Annotated in this window: 13 protein-coding genes; 10 read left to right on the top strand and 3 right to left on the bottom strand. The window is 70.1% G+C overall.

The window, feature by feature from the left end:
* The first annotated feature begins 884 nt into the window (after window positions 1-884).
* The 7 genes from AC3WSN_RS21175 to AC3WSN_RS21145 are packed head-to-tail and all read left to right on the top strand — an operon-like array spanning window position 885 to window position 10,135.
* Window positions 885-3,062: a TonB-dependent receptor gene (locus tag AC3WSN_RS21175; RefSeq protein WP_492540574.1), complete on the top strand. Its 2,178-nt coding sequence runs from the start codon at window positions 885-887 to the stop codon at window positions 3,060-3,062.
* 2 nt (window positions 3,063-3,064) lie between these two features.
* Window positions 3,065-4,438: a type III PLP-dependent enzyme domain-containing protein gene (locus AC3WSN_RS21170; protein WP_492540572.1), complete on the top strand. Its 1,374-nt coding sequence runs from the start codon at window positions 3,065-3,067 to the stop codon at window positions 4,436-4,438.
* Window positions 4,439-4,447: 9 nt separating this feature from the next.
* Window positions 4,448-5,491 carry a PLP-dependent cysteine synthase family protein gene (locus tag AC3WSN_RS21165; protein ID WP_492540570.1) on the top strand — a complete coding sequence of 348 codons (1,044 nt, stop codon included), beginning with the start codon at window positions 4,448-4,450 and terminating at the stop codon, window positions 5,489-5,491.
* A gap of 4 nt (window positions 5,492-5,495) precedes the next feature.
* Complete coding sequence (locus AC3WSN_RS21160) at window positions 5,496-6,638, top strand: NAD/NADP octopine/nopaline dehydrogenase family protein (RefSeq protein WP_492540568.1); 1,143 nt, start codon at window positions 5,496-5,498, stop codon at window positions 6,636-6,638.
* Window positions 6,635-8,512: an IucA/IucC family protein gene (locus AC3WSN_RS21155; RefSeq protein WP_492540566.1), complete on the top strand. Its 1,878-nt coding sequence runs from the start codon at window positions 6,635-6,637 to the stop codon at window positions 8,510-8,512. The genes AC3WSN_RS21160 and AC3WSN_RS21155 overlap by 4 nt, the downstream gene beginning before the upstream one ends.
* Window position 8,513: 1 nt before the next feature.
* The gene (locus AC3WSN_RS21150; RefSeq protein WP_492540564.1) at window positions 8,514-9,680 is read left to right on the top strand and encodes an MFS transporter; all 1,167 of its coding nucleotides are present in this window, start codon (window positions 8,514-8,516) and stop codon (window positions 9,678-9,680) included.
* A gap of 35 nt (window positions 9,681-9,715) precedes the next feature.
* Window positions 9,716-10,135, top strand: coding sequence for a ParB N-terminal domain-containing protein (locus AC3WSN_RS21145; protein WP_492540562.1), 420 nt, complete (start codon window positions 9,716-9,718; stop codon window positions 10,133-10,135).
* Between the two features lie 320 nt (window positions 10,136-10,455).
* Here AC3WSN_RS21145 and AC3WSN_RS21140 read toward each other — a convergent pair whose 3' ends face one another.
* The 3 genes from AC3WSN_RS21140 to AC3WSN_RS21130 all read right to left on the bottom strand — a co-directional run bounded on the left by AC3WSN_RS21140 (window position 10,456) and on the right by AC3WSN_RS21130 (window position 11,845).
* Window positions 10,456-11,016 (bottom strand): L,D-transpeptidase, encoded by a 561-nt coding sequence (locus tag AC3WSN_RS21140; RefSeq protein WP_192710737.1) that lies wholly within the window; start codon window positions 11,014-11,016, stop codon window positions 10,456-10,458.
* A 452-nt stretch (window positions 11,017-11,468) separates the two neighbouring features.
* Window positions 11,469-11,603 (bottom strand): DUF6883 domain-containing protein, encoded by a 135-nt coding sequence (locus AC3WSN_RS21135; protein ID WP_373622102.1) that lies wholly within the window; start codon window positions 11,601-11,603, stop codon window positions 11,469-11,471.
* Window positions 11,600-11,845: a DUF4926 domain-containing protein gene (locus AC3WSN_RS21130; protein ID WP_492540559.1), complete on the bottom strand. Its 246-nt coding sequence runs from the start codon at window positions 11,843-11,845 to the stop codon at window positions 11,600-11,602. Before AC3WSN_RS21130 ends, AC3WSN_RS21135 begins: the two co-directional genes overlap by 4 nt.
* Window positions 11,846-11,979: 134 nt before the next feature.
* On the opposite strand from AC3WSN_RS21130, the gene AC3WSN_RS21125 reads away from it, so the two are divergent.
* From AC3WSN_RS21125 to AC3WSN_RS21115, 3 genes are all read left to right on the top strand, one after another.
* On the top strand, window positions 11,980-12,393 hold the full coding sequence (locus AC3WSN_RS21125; protein ID WP_492540557.1) for a hypothetical protein: 414 nt from the start codon (window positions 11,980-11,982) through the stop codon (window positions 12,391-12,393).
* Window positions 12,394-12,634: 241 nt separating this feature from the next.
* Window positions 12,635-13,849 carry an efflux RND transporter periplasmic adaptor subunit gene (locus tag AC3WSN_RS21120; RefSeq protein WP_373622836.1) on the top strand — a complete coding sequence of 405 codons (1,215 nt, stop codon included), beginning with the start codon at window positions 12,635-12,637 and terminating at the stop codon, window positions 13,847-13,849.
* 18 nt (window positions 13,850-13,867) lie between these two features.
* On the top strand, window positions 13,868-17,026 hold the full coding sequence (locus AC3WSN_RS21115; protein WP_492540555.1) for a multidrug efflux RND transporter permease subunit: 3,159 nt from the start codon (window positions 13,868-13,870) through the stop codon (window positions 17,024-17,026).
* Window positions 17,027-17,226: the final 200 nt, after the last annotated feature.

Genomic DNA, 17,226 nt, shown 5'->3' with positions numbered 1-17,226 from the left:
GCGCGTCGGGACTAAAAGCGGCCCTGGCCGATGGTCAGCATCCACATCAGGAACGCGGCACCGACAGAGGGGCTGCTCGGCGAAGCGTAGAACAGAGCTCCCTGTTCGACTTGCCGAGGTGCCGTCATCTGCTTCGACCTTCGCTTCGCTCGGACGTGAGTTGTCGCGCAACGTTCGCTGAACCACTTGGGTAATTCAGCCCGATCCACCCGGAGCCAGAGTTGCCGGACGGCTGGCGAAGGGCCGCCTCCGAGAAACGCCGAAGGCAAGCCGAGCGGCGGATGCGGGTCGCAAGTGGCAATGGCCGCGTTCGGATCAGAGGCGGAGGTCCAACTGCAATCCTCAAACGGTCAGTGGCGTAACGGCGGCTCTCGGGACGTCGCGCGGCGCACCAGCAAGCTCTTGCGTGCGAGCTAGCGCAGTCGTTCCGCGAGGGGGCGTGCCGTCGGTCAGCATGCGGAGAGGACGCTGCGCCGCCCTCGAACCGTCACGCCCGTGGGCCTCGGCTTCCGTGTACCAACGCCGTCATCATCCCGGCTTCAAGTGCAGATTTGAAAAAGCGCACCGACGACGAGCGGCGCACTCGAAAACTGCGGCCCATCGTCAGCATCGTTCTCCGATTGCCTAAGATGTCTGCACGATATCAGCATAGCAAAAGTCATATCCTGCGGTTATCTGCGAGAGGAGCGTATCGATTTCGGCAAATTATTAGATTTGTCTCCAATCTTTGAACAATTACAATTGTAAAGACGATCTTTCTGGCGAACAAGTCTTGCAGAATCATATGAGTCATGAGAGAGGCGTGCCGCAGGACATCTACGGAAACATTTCCGGCAGATGATCTTCGATCTGCGAACTTGCGCCCGGTATACTGTAATAATTCTATGACGACGATGCCAGCCGAACGCGTCAATCCGTTTTTCAGGAAGCGGATTGCAATCATATCCGTGGCGCTGATTGGCTGCCTGAACGCGGCGTCCGCTGAGGAGCGTCCGATTGAGTCGGGCGTCACCCTTGAAGAAATCTCGGTTGAGGCTGTCTCCGCGCGCCGCGGGCCGATACCGGCCTATGCCGGCGGTCAGGTCGCGCAGGGCGGACGGCTGGGCGTGCTCGGCGACACCGAGGCGCGGAAGGCGCCCTTCAGCATCACCAGCTACACCGATACCCTCATCCGTGACCGGCAGGCGCGGACGGTCAACGAGGCCCTCGCCCTCGATCCCTCGGTGCGCGCCACCCAGACTACGGGGGCGCCGTTCGATTCCTTCTCCGTCCGTGGCTTTCCGGCCAACGAGAATACCAGCGGCGAGGTCGCCTTCGACGGCCTCTACGGGATCGCGCCGAGCTTCCGCATCTTCACCGACTACGCGGAGCGCATCGAGGTCCTGAAGGGCCCCTCGGCGGCATTGACCGGGCTCTCGCCGAACGGCGCGGTCGGCGGGGTGGTCAACATCGTCCCCAAGCGCGCCGGCGAGGACCCGACCCGCGTGACCCTGGATTACGGCTCGGCCGCCTGGGGCGGCAGCCAGGTCGACGTGGCACGCCGCTGGGGCCCAGGGCGGGAATGGGGCGCCCGGGTGGTCGGCAGCCTGCACGGCGGCGCCACGCCCTTCGACCACCAGACCGAGACGACCGGCGTCGGGGCGGTGGCCCTCGACTACCAGGGCGACCGGTTCCGCGCCTGGCTCTACCTGCTGGCACAGACCGACCGCTTCAACGCCCCGTTGCGTCCGTTCCTCCTGAGAGCCGGCGTGCCCGTGCCGCGGGCACCCGACGGCCACCTGAACCCGACCCAGCCCTGGGAGTATTCGGACATCGACGATCACGGCGGCCTGCTGCGCACCGAGTACGACGTCACCGACCAGCTCACGCTGTTCGCGGATGTCGGCGGCGGACGGACGGGGGTGGAGCGCTACTTCCAGTCCGCCCCGACGATTCTCAACCTGCGCGGCGACACGACCAGCACACCGCAATTCTACGCTCTCGCCGTCGACCGGCTGACGGCCGACGGCGGCGTGCGGGCGCGCTTCGAGACCGGGTTCATCCACCACGCCGTCACGGTGCAGGCTTCCGCGTACACGGAGGACACGGACCGGTGGGTCTCCCCCGGCCGGGGCGCCTACCTGTCGAACCTCTACGCGCCCACCCGTGGCGCCTACATCGCGCCGATCTACAGCGCCGGCCGGCCGCGCTTCTCCGACAGCACCCTGTCGGGGGACTCGGTGGCCGACACGCTGTCGGCCCTGGACGAGCACGTCCTGTTGACCCTCGGTGTGCGCCGCCAGCGCGTCGAGGCCGACAATTACGTGTCGAATGTCGGCACCCTGGCCTCGTCCTACGACAAGAGCGCCACCACCCCGGTGGCCGGCCTCGTGGTCCGGCCCTGGGACGCAGTCTCGCTCTACGGCAACTACGCCGAGGGCCTGAGTCGCGGCGACGTGGCACCGCTGGTGGCGCGAAACTCCGGCGAGATCCTGGCGCCCTACGTGGCCCGTCAGGTCGAGGCCGGCGTCAAGCTCGATCTCGGCCGGCTCGGCGCCACGCTCGGCGCCTTCCGGATCACGAAGCCCGGCGGCGAGCTCGGGCCGCAGAACCGTTTCGCCCAGACGGGCGAGCAGCGCGTCAGCGGGCTCGAACTCAGCCTGTTCGGCGAGGTCACTCCGCAGGTGCGGGTGGTCGGCGGCATCACGCTGCTCGACGGCGTGCTCACGAAGACGGCCCTGGCCGCCAATCTGGGCCACCGGCCGATCGGGGTGCCGGGGGTGCAGGCGAGCCTGGGCGCGGAGTGGGATCTGCCGGGATCGCCGGGCCTGACGCTTGAGGGCGCAGTGCTCTACACCGGACGCCAGTTCGTCGATCTGGCGAACACGCAGGCCCTGCCGGACTGGGCACGGCTCGATCTCGGCCTGCGCTACGCGACGGTGATCGGCGCGCACAGGACGACATTCCGCGCGCACGTGCTGAACGTGACCGGGGCGAACTACTGGACCGGTGTCGCCACGTTCGGGACCTTCTTCCAGGGCGCGCCGCGCACCTACCTGCTGTCGATGGCGGTCGACCTGTGAGCGTGACGCTGAGCGCCCCGTTGGCGGCGCGGCGCGCGCGGCCGGGGCCGCCACCGCTGACTCCGCTCCTCGATCCGCTGATCGAGCGGGTGATCCGCGACACCCCCGAATGCCTGCACGCGCTCGTGGCTCGGCACGGCTCGCCCCTCAACATCGTCTGGCCGCACACCGTCGCGGGCAACGTCGCGCGGATGCGCTGCGCGCTCTCCGCAGCGCGCGTCGATCACGCCATCTTCTACGGCGCCAAAGCCAACAAGTCCCAGGCCCTGATCAGGGCTGCCGTCGCCGCCGGCGTCGGGGTCGATGTCTCCAGCGCCGCCGAATTCGAGGATGCGGTGCGGGCAGGCGCTGCGCGCATCTGTGCGACCGGACCGGCCAAGACCGCGCTGTTCCTCCGGCAACTCGCCGAGGCGGGTGCCCTCGTGGCCGTGGATTCCCTGGAGGAGCTGGACGACCTCGTCGCCCTCCTCGGGCCGGCCGGCCGGGCGCGTGTGCTGCTGCGCTATCGTCCGCGCTCGGCTGGCCGCACCCGGTTCGGCATGGCCGCCGATGCGGTGCTGGAGGGGCTTCGCCGCGTCGGCCGGGCCGGCGCCCGCGTCGCCTTCGAGGGGTTCCACCTCCACCTCTCGGGCTACGACTACGCGAGCCGCGCCGCGGCCATCGCGGAGGTCGCCGCTCTGGTGGAGGCTGCGGCGGGCCTGGGCTTGCCGGCGCGGCTGATCGACATCGGCGGCGGACTGCCGGTGCGCTACGTCGCGCCGGAGGCCTATGCCCATTACCTCGCGGAGCAGGGGCCCGAGCATTACGGCACCGGCCGGGTTCCGGGTGATTTCTATCCCTACGGGAGTGCCCTGACCGCCTCGGATTGGATCGCCGGCCTGCTGCGGGCGCCCTGTCGCGGAACCACGGTCGCCGGCTATCTCCGGTCGGCGGGCCTCCAGCTCGCCCTCGAGCCCGGCCGCAGCCTGGTCGATCAGGCCGCGATCAGCCTGTTCCGCGTGATCCGGACGAAGCCCATCGGGGACGGCACTGCAATCGTCTTCGTCGAGGGCAGCAGCTTCAGCGCCTGCGAGACCTGGTTCGCGTCCGAGTTCCTCGTCGATCCGATCCTGCTCCCCGCCGCGGCCCGGGGGCCGGACGCGGCGCCCCTGCGGGCCTCCATCGCCGGCCACAGCTGCCTCAACGGCGACGTCGTCTCGCACCGGCTGCTCGCGTTCGACAGCGCGCCGCAGGCCGGGGATCTGCTGATCTACGCGAATACGGCCGGCTACCAGATGGACCTGCTGGAGAACGAGTTCCACCGGCATCCCATGCCCGCGCGGCTGGTCGCCGGCCCATCCCCCGACGGTGCGTTCATCTTCGTCCGGGACAAGTGAGGTCGCCCCATGATCGTCGACAAGGTTTCCGATCTGATCGGCAACACGCCGCTCCTGCAGATCCCCGTCTCACCGGGGCCGACGCGGCTCTTCCTCAAGATGGAGAAGATGAATCCGGGCGGCAGCACCAAGGACCGGATGGCCTACAGCATGGTGCTGGCCGCCATAAAGGCCGGGCGTCTGCGGCCGGGCGGGGTCGTGGTTGAATCCTCGTCCGGAAATACAGGCATCGGCCTCGCCATCGCGGCCGTCGAGTTCGGCCTGCGCTTCATTGCGGTGGTCGATCACCACGCCGCGCCGGACAAGATCGCCGTCATGCGGGCGCTGGGCGCGGAAATTCGCACGGTTACGGGCACGTACCGCGAGGACGAGGTCGCGGTGGTCGAGCGGCAGCGCCTCGCGGCGCAGATCGCCGCGGAGATCCCCGGCGCGATCTTCATGAACCAGTCGGACAACACCGCCAATGCCGGCGGCTACAGCGCCTTCGTTCGCGAGGCGGTCGCGCAGGTCGGGGACCGGATCGACGCCTATGTCGGCTGCGTCGGGACGGGCGGTTCGGTGACGGGGATCGGCCGCGGCCTCAAGGCGCACGATGCCCGGACCCTCATCGCCGCCGTCGAGCCCGAGGGCTCGATCGTGTTCGGCGGCCCCGGTCACCCGTATTACCAATCCGGCACCGGTACGCCCGAGGGCGACACGGTCGGCCTCGTGCTCGATTACGGCTGCATCGATCTCGGCCTGCGGGTCTCCGACGCGCAGGCCTTCGAGACGGCGCGCTACTTCGCCCGGCGCTACGGGCTGCTGGTCGGCGGCTCCACCGGCGGCGCCCTCTACAAGGCGCTGGAACTCGTCGCCGAGGGGCGGATCGCCGGCAACGTCCTCGTCTCGGTCGCCGATGGCGGCGAGAAGTACCTTCAGACCATCTTCAGCGACGCCTGGATGGAGTCGAAGGGTCTGCACGACCCGGCGGTCTGGGACCGCCTCGACGCCTGGCTCGGCCGTCGGGCGGGTGCGGCCGTCCGGCCCGAAGTGCCGCTGCTGGCGGTGGCCTGACGCGATGACGCCCCTCAACGTCACGATCTGTGGCGGCGGCCGAACCGGCCACCTCAACGCGGTGCTGTTCAGCCGCCAACCCGGCGTGCGGGTCTCCTGGCTCACGTCGAATCCGGCGGTCGTCGGCGGCGCCGCGGGCGGGATCGTCGCCCGCCTGCCGGACGGATCGGCCCTGCCCGGAGAGCCCGCGCAGGTGGGTACGGATCCCGCCAGCGCGGTGCGCCACGCGGACGTGGTGGTGATCACGGTGCCGGCCGACGCGCGGCCTGCCGTGCTGCGGGCGATCGGCCCGCACCTGCGCCGTGACAGACCGGTCTATGTCGGCGCGATCCCGGGCTTCTGCGGGTTCGACTGGCTGGCCGCCGACATCCTGGCCAACCGGCCGAACGCGGTGATCTGGGGCCTGAAGGACGTGCCGCACACCGCCTTCGACCTCGTGCCCGGCCGCAGCGTGCGGATGGGCGGGGCCAAGCAGAGGCTCCACGCCGCGACCCATCGCCGGGAGAGCCGGGAGGCCCGTGCCGAACTCGCCGCGCATCTGGGCCGGCTGTTCGAGGCGCCCGTGGAGATGCTGCAGGACTACCTCGAGATCACCCTGACCCCCGGCAACCCGATCATGCACGGCGCGGTGGTCTACGGCCTCGTCGGTCCCTACGGCCAGTGGCGCGACCGAACGCTGCCCGAAGACTTCTGCTGGTGGACGGACTGCCCCGAGCTCGGGGCCTATTTCCTGGAGCGCTGCGACGCCGAGAACCAGGCTTTGCGCCGCGCCGCCGCGGGGCATTTCGGGATCGACCTCAGTTCGGTCAAGCCGCTCGGAACCGAGATCATCGAGGCCTACGGCAACCAGATCGCCGACCCCGCCACGATGCTCACGATCCTGCGCACGAACCGGGCCTATGCCGGCATCCGGGCGCCGCTGGTCCATGACCCGGCCGCGGGCGGCTTCGTGATCGACCGGACGAGCCGCGCCTTCCGGGAGGACGTGGTCTACGGGCTCGGCCTCCTCGTGCGGATGGCCGCGGGCCTGTCCGTGCCCGTCCCCCACCTCGACGAGATCCACCGCTGGGCGCTCGGCTACATGGGCGGCGTCGTGGGCGAGCCGCTCTCCTATCTGCCTCGGGCTTGGCCGGGAGCCGCGCAATGACCGGCCCGTCTTCTGCCGTCGCCGCCCCCGCACGTCCGGAAGAGGCCACCGTGCTCGCCCATGCGCGTCGCAACGCCCTGCGCCGGCTGGTGCGCTGCCTGTTCGCCGAGAACATCCTCGACGTGACGCGCCTCGCTCTGTCGCCCGACGGACGTGAGGCGCGGTTCCCGCTCGTGGATGGAAGCGCCCATCTCCACTTCGCGCATCTGGTCGTGGCACCGGCCCGCACGATCGTCCTGCACGGTCCGATCACGCGGGTCCGGGCAAGCGGCGCGCGCGAACCGGTGGCGGATCCGGACATGTTCCTGGACCTGGTCCAGGATCAGTTCGACGTCACGCCGAGCCCGGAGGGCCTCGCCGGGCTGAAGGCCGACATGGCCAACAGCATCGCCAACGACGTCGCGGCGCGCCGACACCGGCAGAACTGGAACCGGGACCTCGCGCGCCGCATCCGCGAGGCCGGCGCGGCGGATCTTCCGACCTACCTGCGGCGGCACAGCGACGTGCGCGCGACCGCGATCCTGCTCGATCAATGGGGCGCCCTCGATGGGCATCCCTTCTACCCCACCTGGAAAACGCGCCCCGGGCTGAGCGAGGCCGAGGTCGCCGCCCTGTCGCCGGAATTCGCGGCCCGCGTCCCCGTCCGGGTCGCAGCCCTCAGGGCCGACATGGCCCATACCGAGACGATGCCGCACGTGACGAGCGTCCACGCGTGGTTCGCGTCGGCCTTTCCCGAGACGTGGGAGCCTTGGCGGGCCGGTCTCGTGGCCCGTGGCCTCGACGCCGCGGATTGGCTGCCCCTGCCCATCCACGCCTGGCACCTCGAAGCCTTCGTGCGCGCGCACTTCGCCGACGCGACGGCCGAGGAGATCCTGATCCTCGACGGGCCGGAGATCGAGACCGCGCCGAGCATGTCGTTCCGCACGATGATGCCCGAAGGACCGCCGGACGCGCCGTTCATCAAGCTCCCGATCGCCCTCTGGATGACGAGCGAGCAGCGCAGCCTGCAGGCGAAGTCGATCCACATGGGACCGCGCAACAGCGCCGTCATCGCGACCATCCTGGACCGCGAACAGGGCTTTGGCGGCCGGCTGGCGATCTATCCCGAGGAGGTCGCCTATCATTACCGTCACGCGGTCGATCGCGACGACGCGCCGGGGAAGAACCTCTCGGTGGTGTTCCGCGCGACGGCCCCCGCCTTCGCGGCCTGCGCGGGCAACCTGCACGTGCCGGTTGCGGCCCTCTTCACCGCACTCCCGGATACGGGACGGCCGTTCGTGACCGCCCTGATCGGGAACGGCGATCCGGAGGCGTTCTTCCGGGCTTATGCCCGCACGGTCGTGCAGCCGGTGTTGGCGATCTACCTCCTCTACGGAATCGGCCTGGAGGCGCACCAGCAGAATACCAGCATCGTCTTCGACTCCGACGGTCAGCCGCTGCGGATCCTCGTGCGCGATTTCGGGGACGGGCGGACCTTCGCGCCGCTCCTCGAGGAGCGCGGGCTGACGCTCGAGCCCTACCGGTACCCCGGCATCCTGCCGACGGTCTTCCGCGACGATATCGAGCCCGTCCGCGCCCTCGTCCTCAATGCGTGCTTCGTCTGCCACCTGCACGAACTCGCCCTGGCCCTGACCGCCGCGTACGCGCTGCCGGCCACCCGGCTCTGGGAGATCCTGGGCGCGGAGACGCAGGCGGCCTTCGCGGCGGTGGCGGATCGGGTCGAGCCGGCGCTCTGGTCGGCGGAGCGCGACGCCTTCCTGCGCGCGCCCTGGACCGCTCGCTCGCTGCTGCGCATGCATCTCCTGCGCTACAGCGATTATCGGCTCCAGCACGCCCTGCCGAACCCCCTCGATCCGGCGACCTGTGGCTGCTGACATGTCAGGCTCGACCGGCACCGTCCGCCTGCTGTTCGCGATCCAGCTCGTCACCATGGGCGCCATGGAGATGAGCGGGCCGTTCTGGCCGCTGCGCCTCCGGGAGCTCAGCACGTCGGAGACCGTGTTCGGCGTCGCGTCCACCGGCACCTACGTTGCCCCGATGCTGGGAATCGCCCTGACCGGCAGCCTCTGGGGACGGATGGGCGACCGCTACGGCCACAAGCTGATGATGGTCCGCGCCCTGGCGGGCGTGGCGCTCACCCAGCTGGGCCTGGCCCTCGCGGGCGATGCCTGGGCGATCGTCCTGCTCCGCTTCGTGCAGGGGGCCTGCGCCGGCTTCTCGGCCCCGGCCCAGGCCTACGGGGTCGGCCTCGTGGCCGCCGAGCGCCGGGGCCGCCTGTTCGCCTTCCTGCAGGTCTCCACCAATGTCGGCTCCCTGGGCGGGGCCGTGCTCGGCGGCGTGATCCTCGACCATGCGAGCTTCTTCTGGATCAACGCCGCCGCCTCGGGGCTGTGCGCGGCCTGCGGCCTCGCCGTGCTCGCCCTCCTGCCGAGCGGAACCGCGGCTCCGCAAACCGCGCGCGCCGAAGCGGCGCCCGCCGCAGCCTGGCGCAATCCGGTGATCGCCAGTCTCCTGCTCGCGCAGGGCGGCCTGATCGCCAGCCGGCTCATGCCGCAGATGCCGTTCGCCCTCTACGTGCGCACGACCTTCGGGGTCGAGAACTGGGTCGTCGGCCTGTGCTACGGCCTCATGGCGGGCGGCTTCATCGCGTCCGCGGCGCTCTGGGCGCGGATCTTCGAGGGCCTCCCCCGGCCCAGGGCGCTCGCCGGCATCGCCGCCGTTGCCCTCGCCTGTGCCGCGACCGTGCTGGCCGCCGGAACCACGGCCCATGTGGCAATCTTCGCGGCGAGCTACGGCCTCTGGGGCGTGCTCCTCGGCGCCACGACGCCGGTCCTCACCGGCCTCATCTCGCGCGAGGCGGCGGCGCATCGTCAGGGCCACATCCTGGGTGTCGTGCAGAGCACCACGCAGGTCGCCTCCATGGCCGGCGTCGCCCTCGGAGGCCTCGTCACCCAGACGGCGGGAGCCGCCGCCGTCTTCCCCATCGTCGCGGTTCTGTACCTCGTCTCCTGCGGCCTCCTGCTGCGGGTGCGTCGATCCTGAAGCCGTTGCGTGCTGCCGCCGATGTGGAGCCGGCCATGAGCAACCTGGACTGCGTTCATCTGCCGATCGCGGTGCTGCGCCCGACGGAAGAGACACTCCCGTCCCGCGTGCGGGAGGTTGTGGCGATGATCCTGGAGGAGGACGCCTGGACCCAACCGATCTGCATCGAAGGAACCGCCCATGCGCTCCTTGATGGCCACCATCGCCTCGCAGCCGCCATCGCGCTGGGGCTCACCAGGGTCCCTGTCTACGTCTTCGACTATGCGGACGTCGAATTGCTGTCGTGGCGCGCGCAGATCGCGCCGACCCGCCAGGAGGTCCTTGCCCGCGCCCGCAGCGGCCAGCTCTATCCCTACAAGACCACGCGCCACGTCTTTCCGCCGCGCCCGGCCTGCACCGTGCCTCTCGGCGACCTCAGAATGCCGATCGGACCACGGAGAGCCTTCATCGCTTGATCGCGGCACGGCTGTGTTTGGCCGGCGAGAGCTTCCGACGGCCATCGGCTGGGAAATCCCAGATCCTGACGCGTGTTGCGGTCCCGATCGAGCAGAACGCGCCAAGGCTCACGGTGCATCCGGAAGCAACGGCCTGGCGGCGGGTCTCTCGACCGCCGCCACCGTTGGTCGCCGACACGTCGGCTGGTGCATGCCGTCCGGCACGGACCGCCGACGCGTCGCCGCAGGGAGCCTGCTTGGACAACCTCACGCATGCGGGGTCGGGACGCGGTGATCAGGCGACCCTGACCGCGTACCGATGCCTGCTCGCGCACAGCGGGTCAGTCGCGCACGACCACCTTGGTGCCGACGCGCGCCCGGTCGTAGAGGTCGACCACGTCCTTGTTGGTCATGCGGATGCAGCCGGACGAGACCGCCGCGCCCATCGTCTCGGGCTCGTTCGAGCCGTGAATCCGGTAGAGCGACGAGCCGAGATACAGGGCGCGGGCGCCGAGCGGGTTGTCCTGGCCGCCGGCCATGTAGCGCGGCAGGTCGGGGCGGCGGGCCAGCATCTGCTGCGGCGGGCGCCAATCCGGCCATTCCTTCTTCATGGTGACGGTCTTGGTGCCGGACCACGAGAAGCCCTGCCGGCCGACGCCGACGCCGTAGCGGATCGCCGCGCCGCCGCCGAGCACGTAGTAGAGCCGCCGCTGGCGCGTCGAGACCACGATGGTGCCGGGCTTCTCCTTGCCGGTCCAGGCCACCGTCTCGCGCGGGATCGCCTGGCTGCGGAAGACGTTGAGGAAGTCGGCGATCGGGCCCCGGTCCAGCGGGTTCGCCGCCGCTGGGGCGCTCCCGAGCAGAAGTCCCGCGAGCCCGAGCATCGCGATCCGTCTCGACATGGTCTCCATCCTCCGTCGGTCGTGGCGCGGGCCGTTGCGGCGGCCCCACGCGCGTCGGGCGACCCGGCCCGGACTTCGCGGCAAGGTTGAGGCCGAGCGGCCGGGGAGGGCACTTCCAGGCGTGGCTGTGTGGTGTCGGCAACACCCGTTCCTCGGCACGGGACTTTGGCTTGGCTCAGAGCCTTCCGAGAAGAGGGCCGGGCCGATCCGGTGGGATCTCACGGCCTGTGCGACGTCCGGGGACGATCCCGGGCGGCCACCGCTGTGACGAGCTGCGCGTCGTTCGCGCCCGTGATGACCCACACGCTGCGGATGCGGGTCCAACGGCCGCTCGGCGTCCGAAGCGGACCCTCGCAGACCATTTTGGTCAAACCGCCGGTGTCGACGAACGCCTTACCGGTATCCGGATCACCGACATGTTCGAAGACGGCATCGGCGAAGCCGACGGGGTCTTAGGCGCTGAAGCCGAGGTCGCGGAAGAACTTGGCTTTCGAACCGCCGCTCGGGTGAGCCGGATTCAAGAGATAACCGCCGATCTTGCCGCCGGGAACGGTGAGGTTCTCGGGGATCGGCCGGCGCGTATTCACCCGGCGTGGCGGTCGGCCAGGGCGGTGGATGCGGCCGGGATGGTCGCCAGAGCACCTTCCGGCTCGGCGAACTCGACGATGAGGGTCCGTACGTCCTGCGTCACGTAGACCACCGTCCCTTCCGTGCCAGCCGGCATCGCGTCGCCATCATCGGTCACGGCCTGATCGAGCAGCACGACGCGGTCGAGGTCCCGGATTGCGGGCTCGGCACGGCGCAGGCTGTACAGGGTCTCAACCGACATGGGCGCACTCTCGCGCGGCGCCTCATCGCGCGCAAGGTCTCGTTATCGCGCAAGGCCTCGTTCGGAGCGGCTTCGGAACCGGCGCGACGCCGTGGGTGATTGCGCCGGGCGACAGCCGTGCTTATCTCGGTTCCGTGATCCGATCCGTCGCCCTTCTGGCCCGTCTTGTCGTGGCCTTGCCGGACCGCCTCGCCCGGGGCCTCGCCGTGCTGGCGCTGCTCGTCCTCGCGACGGCCGCAATGGTCACCGCGCCTGCGCCGGCCGTGGCCGCGCCGACAATGGGGCCGTCCTGCGCCCTCGCGAGCCCGCGCCTGGCGATGCTGTCGGGCGCGCCGGACGCGCAGCCCGAGGCCGAGCGGTCGGCCTTCGGCCGCACCGATCTCTGTGCCGCCGACTGCGAGATCCTCACCGAACTCGGGCTGCCGCGCCCGCCGGTCGAGGCGCCGCGGCCCGGTCTTACTGTCTTCGCATCGTTCGATCACCGATCCGACGCCGTGCCGGCCTCCGCGCCGGACGGCGCGCTGCACCGGCCGCCACGGCTGGCCTGACGCGCGCCCCGGCCCGCGAGGCCGGCGCCAGCGCGCGCCTGTCCTGATCTCCGTCCGACCGGTCGCGCGACCGGTCCCGGGATCTGCCTCGACGATGCGCGGGCTCCTGCTCCGCGCCAGCCTCAGCAGACGCATGCTTTCAGGAGCGTCGGTAATCGTGACCCGCACTCTGTCCGCTAGAATTCCGTCCGCGTTCTGCGCCTCGGCCCGCGCGACCGCCCTCCTGCCCGCGGCCCTTCTCATGGTCGGCCTCGCCGGCTGCAACCCGAAGCAGGCCGCCGCGCCGCCGCCGCCGCCCGTGCCGGAGGTCGGCTTCGTCAAAGTGGAGCCGCAGGCGATCCCCTACCTGCGCGATCTGCCGGGCCGCGTCGCACCGATGCGCATCGCCGAGGTCCGGTCCCGGGTCTCCGGTCTGGTGGTGAAGCGCCTGTTCGAGCAGGGCAGCCAGGTCAAGGAAGGCGACATCCTCTACAAGATCGACGCGGCGCCCTACGAGGTCGAGCTCGCCAGCGCCGAGGCCGCGCTCGCCCGCCAGGAGGCGGCCCTCGTGCTGGCGCGCCAGCAGGCCGACCGGCTCGAGCAGCTGCTCACCCGCGCCACGGCGAGCCAGGCCCAGTACGATGCCGCCTACGCGGCCAAGAAGCAGGCGGAGGCCGAGGTCGCCGGCGCCAAGGCGACCCGCGACCGGGCGCAGCTCAACCTCGGCTGGACCGACGTGCGCGCGCCGATCACCGGCCGCATCGGCCGGGCGCTGCTCACCGAGGGCACCCTGATCGAGCCGGGCTCGACGGGGGCGCTGGCCACGATCCAGCAGCTCGACCCGATCTACGTCGACATCACCCAGTCGGTGGGCGAGCTGAACCGCCTGCGCCGGGACCTCGCCAGCGGCGAGCTGGCGCGGCTGGAGGACAACACCGCCAACGTCCACCTGATCATGGACGACAATTCGCTCTACCCGCTGGCCGGCCGGCTGCTGTTCTCGGACGTCACCGCCGACCCGAGCACCGGGCAGGTGACCCTGCGCGTGCAGTTCCCCAACCCGCACGACGAGCTGTTCCCCGGCATGTACGTGCGGGCGCGGATCAAGCAGGGCATTGATTCCGACGCGATCGCGGTGCCGCAGCAGGCGATCCAGCGCACTGACGACGGCCGCGCCGAGGTCTGGGTGGTGCGCGGCGACGAGACCGTCATGCGCCAGCCTGTCGAGGTCGGACCGGTGGTCGGGCAGAACTGGCTGATCCGCTCGGGGCTGAAGGCCGGCGAACGTGTCGTGGTCGACGGCTTCCAGAAGATCACCGTCGGCGCCAAGGTGAAGCCCCTCGACCAGACCCCGGTCCACGGCGAGACCGGCCCGAAGCACGATGCCGACGAGGCGCCCGACGCGCCCGGCGACCACGGTTCCGGCGACAAGGCGGAGGCCGCGCGGCGCGCCGCCGCCGTCCAGCCGCGCCACTGAGCCGGGGAGAGCCCGACCATGGCCCGCTTCTTCATCGACCGCCCGGTCTTCGCCTGGGTGGTGGCGCTGTTCATCTGCCTCGGCGGCGCGCTCGCCATCCCGAACCTGCCGGTGGCGCAGTATCCGGTGATCGCCCCGCCCTCCATCGCCCTGTCGACGGCCTATCCCGGCGCGTCGGTGGAGAGCCTCTACATCGGCACGACCCGGCTCATCGAGGATGAGCTGAACGGCGCCGCCAACATCATGAACTTCGAGTCGACCACCGACTCGTTCGGTTCGGTCAACATCACCGCCACCTTCCAGCCCGGCACCGACCCGTCGCTGGCCTCGGTCGAGGTGCAGAACCGGCTGAAGCGCGTGGAAGCGCGCCTGCCGGCCGAGGTGCGCCAGCAGGGCATCCTGGTGGAGGAGGCCTCGGCCGCGACCCTCAACATCATCACCCTCGTCTCCAAGGACGGGTCGATGGACGAGGTCGGCCTCGGCGACTTCCTGATCCGCAACGTCATCAACGAAATCCGGCGCATCCCCGGCGTCGGGCGCGCGACCCTCTACTCCACCGAGCGGTCGCTGCGCGTCTGGGTCGACCCCGACAAGCTGCGCGGGCTGTCGCTCAGCGCCTCGGACGTGACCGACGCGATCCGCAACCAGAACATCCAGGTCGCCTCCGGCTCGGTCGGCGCGCAGCCGAGCCCGACCCGGCAGGCGCTCACAGTGCCGATCATCGTGAAGGGCCAGCTCGGCACGATCGAGGAGTTCGGCGCCATCGTGCTGCGGGCCAATCCCGACGGCTCGAACGTGCGCCTGCGCGACGTCGCCCGGATCGAGCTCGGCGGCGACGCCTACCAGTTCTCGACGCGCCTCAACGGCGGCCCCGCCGCCGGCATCTCGGTGACGCTCGCCCCCGACGGCAACGCGCTCGAGACGGCACGCGCGATCCGCGCCAAGATGGTGGAGCTGTCCCAGTTCTTCCCGCCGGACCTGAAGTGGGACATCCCGTACGACATCACGCCGGCGGTGGAGGCCTCGATCGAGAAGGTGCTGCACACCCTCGTCGAGGCGGTGGTGCTGGTCTTCCTCGTGATGTTCCTGTTCCTGCAGAACATCCGCTACACCCTGATCCCCACCATCGTGGTGCCGATCGCCCTCATGGGCACCGTCACGGTGATGTGGATCTCGGGCTTCTCGGTGAACGTGCTCACCATGTTCGGCATGGTGCTGGCCATCGGCATCCTGGTCGACGACGCCATCGTGGTGGTGGAGAACGTCGAGCGGATCATGAACGAGGAGGGGCTGCCCCCCAAGGAGGCCACCAAGAAGGCCATGGGGCAGATCACCGGCGCGATCATCGGCATCACCCTGGTGCTGGTGGCGGTGTTCATCCCGATGGCGTTCTTCCCCGGCTCGGTGGGCATCATCTACCGGCAGTTCTCGATCGCCATGGTGACCTCCATTGGCTTCTCGGCGCTGCTCGCCCTGTCGCTGACGCCGGCGCTCTGCGCGACCTTCCTGAAGCCGATCGAGAAGGGCCACGGCCACGCCAAGGGCGGCGTGTTCGGGATGTTCAACCGGTTCGTCGACCGGGAGACCGCCCGCTACGGCCGCGGCACCGCGGCGTTCATCCGGAAGTCCGGCCGGGTGATGCTGGTCTACCTCGCGCTGGTGGCGGGGACCGCTTACGCCTTCGTCAACCTGCCGGAGGGCTTCCTGCCGGTGGAGGACCAGGGCTTCTTCACGGTCGACGTCCAGACGCCCCCGGGCGCCTCCTACAACCGCACCCAGGAGGCGGTCCGCAAGGTCGAGGAGCACCTGCTGGCGCAGCCCGGCGTCGCCACCGTGACGATGCTGAACGGCTTCTCGTTCTCCGGCCAGGCCCCGAGCACCAGCCAGGCCTTCGTCACCCTGAAGCCGTGGTCCGAGCGTGACGCCAAGAACTCGGCCGCCGCGCTCGTGGCCGCCACCAACGCGGCGCTCAGCACCTACCGCGACGCCACCGTGGACGCCCAGGAGCCGCCGCCGGTCGACAACCTCGGCAACGCGGCGGGCTTCTCGTTCCGCCTGCAGGACCGGGCCAACCGCGGCTACGCGGCCCTGCTCTCGGCCCAGGAGCAGCTCCTGAAGCTGGCGACGCAGAGCCCGATCCTCCAGAAGGTGAAGATCGAGGGCCTGCCGCCGACCCCGCAGGCGGAGCTGGTGATCGACCGCGAGAAGGCGGCCGCCCTCGGCGTGAAGTTCGAGGACATCAACGCCACGATCCAGCTCAACCTCGGCTCGGTCTACCCGAACGACTTCCCCAACCGGGGCAAGATGCAGCGGGTCTACGTCCAGGCCGAGCAGCTCCAGCGCATGAACGCGTCGGACATCCTCAACTACGCGGTGAAGAACGCCACCAACACCATGGTGCCGATGTCGTCCTTCGCGGAGCTGAAATGGAGCATGGGGCCGAGCCAGATCGTCGGCTTCAACGGCTATCAGTCGGTGCGCTTCACCGGCGAGCCCAACCCCGGCTACACGTCGGGCGACGCCATCGCCGAGATGGAGCGGCTGATGCTCCAGCTGCCCAAGGGCTTCGGCTACGCCTGGACCGGCCAGTCCTACCAGGAGAAGCAGGCGGGCAGCCAGGCGAGCCTGCTGCTGGCCCTGTCGGTGCTGATCGTGTTCCTGTGCCTCGCCGCGCTCTACGAGAGCTGGGCGATCCCGGTCTCGGTGATGCTGGTGATCCCGCTCGGCGTCATCGGCGCAGTGGCGGCCGTGTACCTGCGCGGCATGCCCAACGACGTCTACTTCAAGATCGGGCTGATCACGATCATCGGCCTCTCGGCCAAGAACGCGATCCTGATCGTGGAGTTCGCGCGTGACCTCTGGAAGCCCGGCACCTCGGTGGTGCGGGCCGCGATCGAGGCGGCGACGCTCCGGTTCCGGCCGATCGTAATGACCTCGCTCGCCTTCATCTTCGGCGTGGTGCCGCTGGCCATCGCGACCGGCGCCGCCTCGAAGAGCCAGCAGGCGATCGGCACCGGCGTGATGGGCGGCATGATCACCGCCACCGTGCTGGCGGTGTTCTTCGTGCCGGTGTTCTTCGTCGTCGTCATGCGCCTGTTCCGGCGCAAGGCGGTGGCGGAGGGCGAGGCGGCGGAGGCGCGGACTCGGCACGAGCCGGCGCGGGTGGCGGCGGAGTGAGGCGGCGATCGCCGCGACGCGGCGAGCCCAGACTGAACCCTGAAAAGTAAAGCACTTTCCCCTCCCCCCTTGTGGGTAGGGGCCAGGGGTGGGGGTGGTGCCGGATCGAGCGTGACGGTGCCTTCTGAACCACCCCCGCCTCCAACTCCTCCCCACAAGCTTGAGCGATCCCGGGCAAGCCCGGGATCGCCAGGGGAGGA

This window comes from Methylobacterium sp. FW102-HT35C08 (genome assembly GCF_058790235.1).
This window is presented reverse-complemented; position numbering and strand designations above follow the sequence as displayed.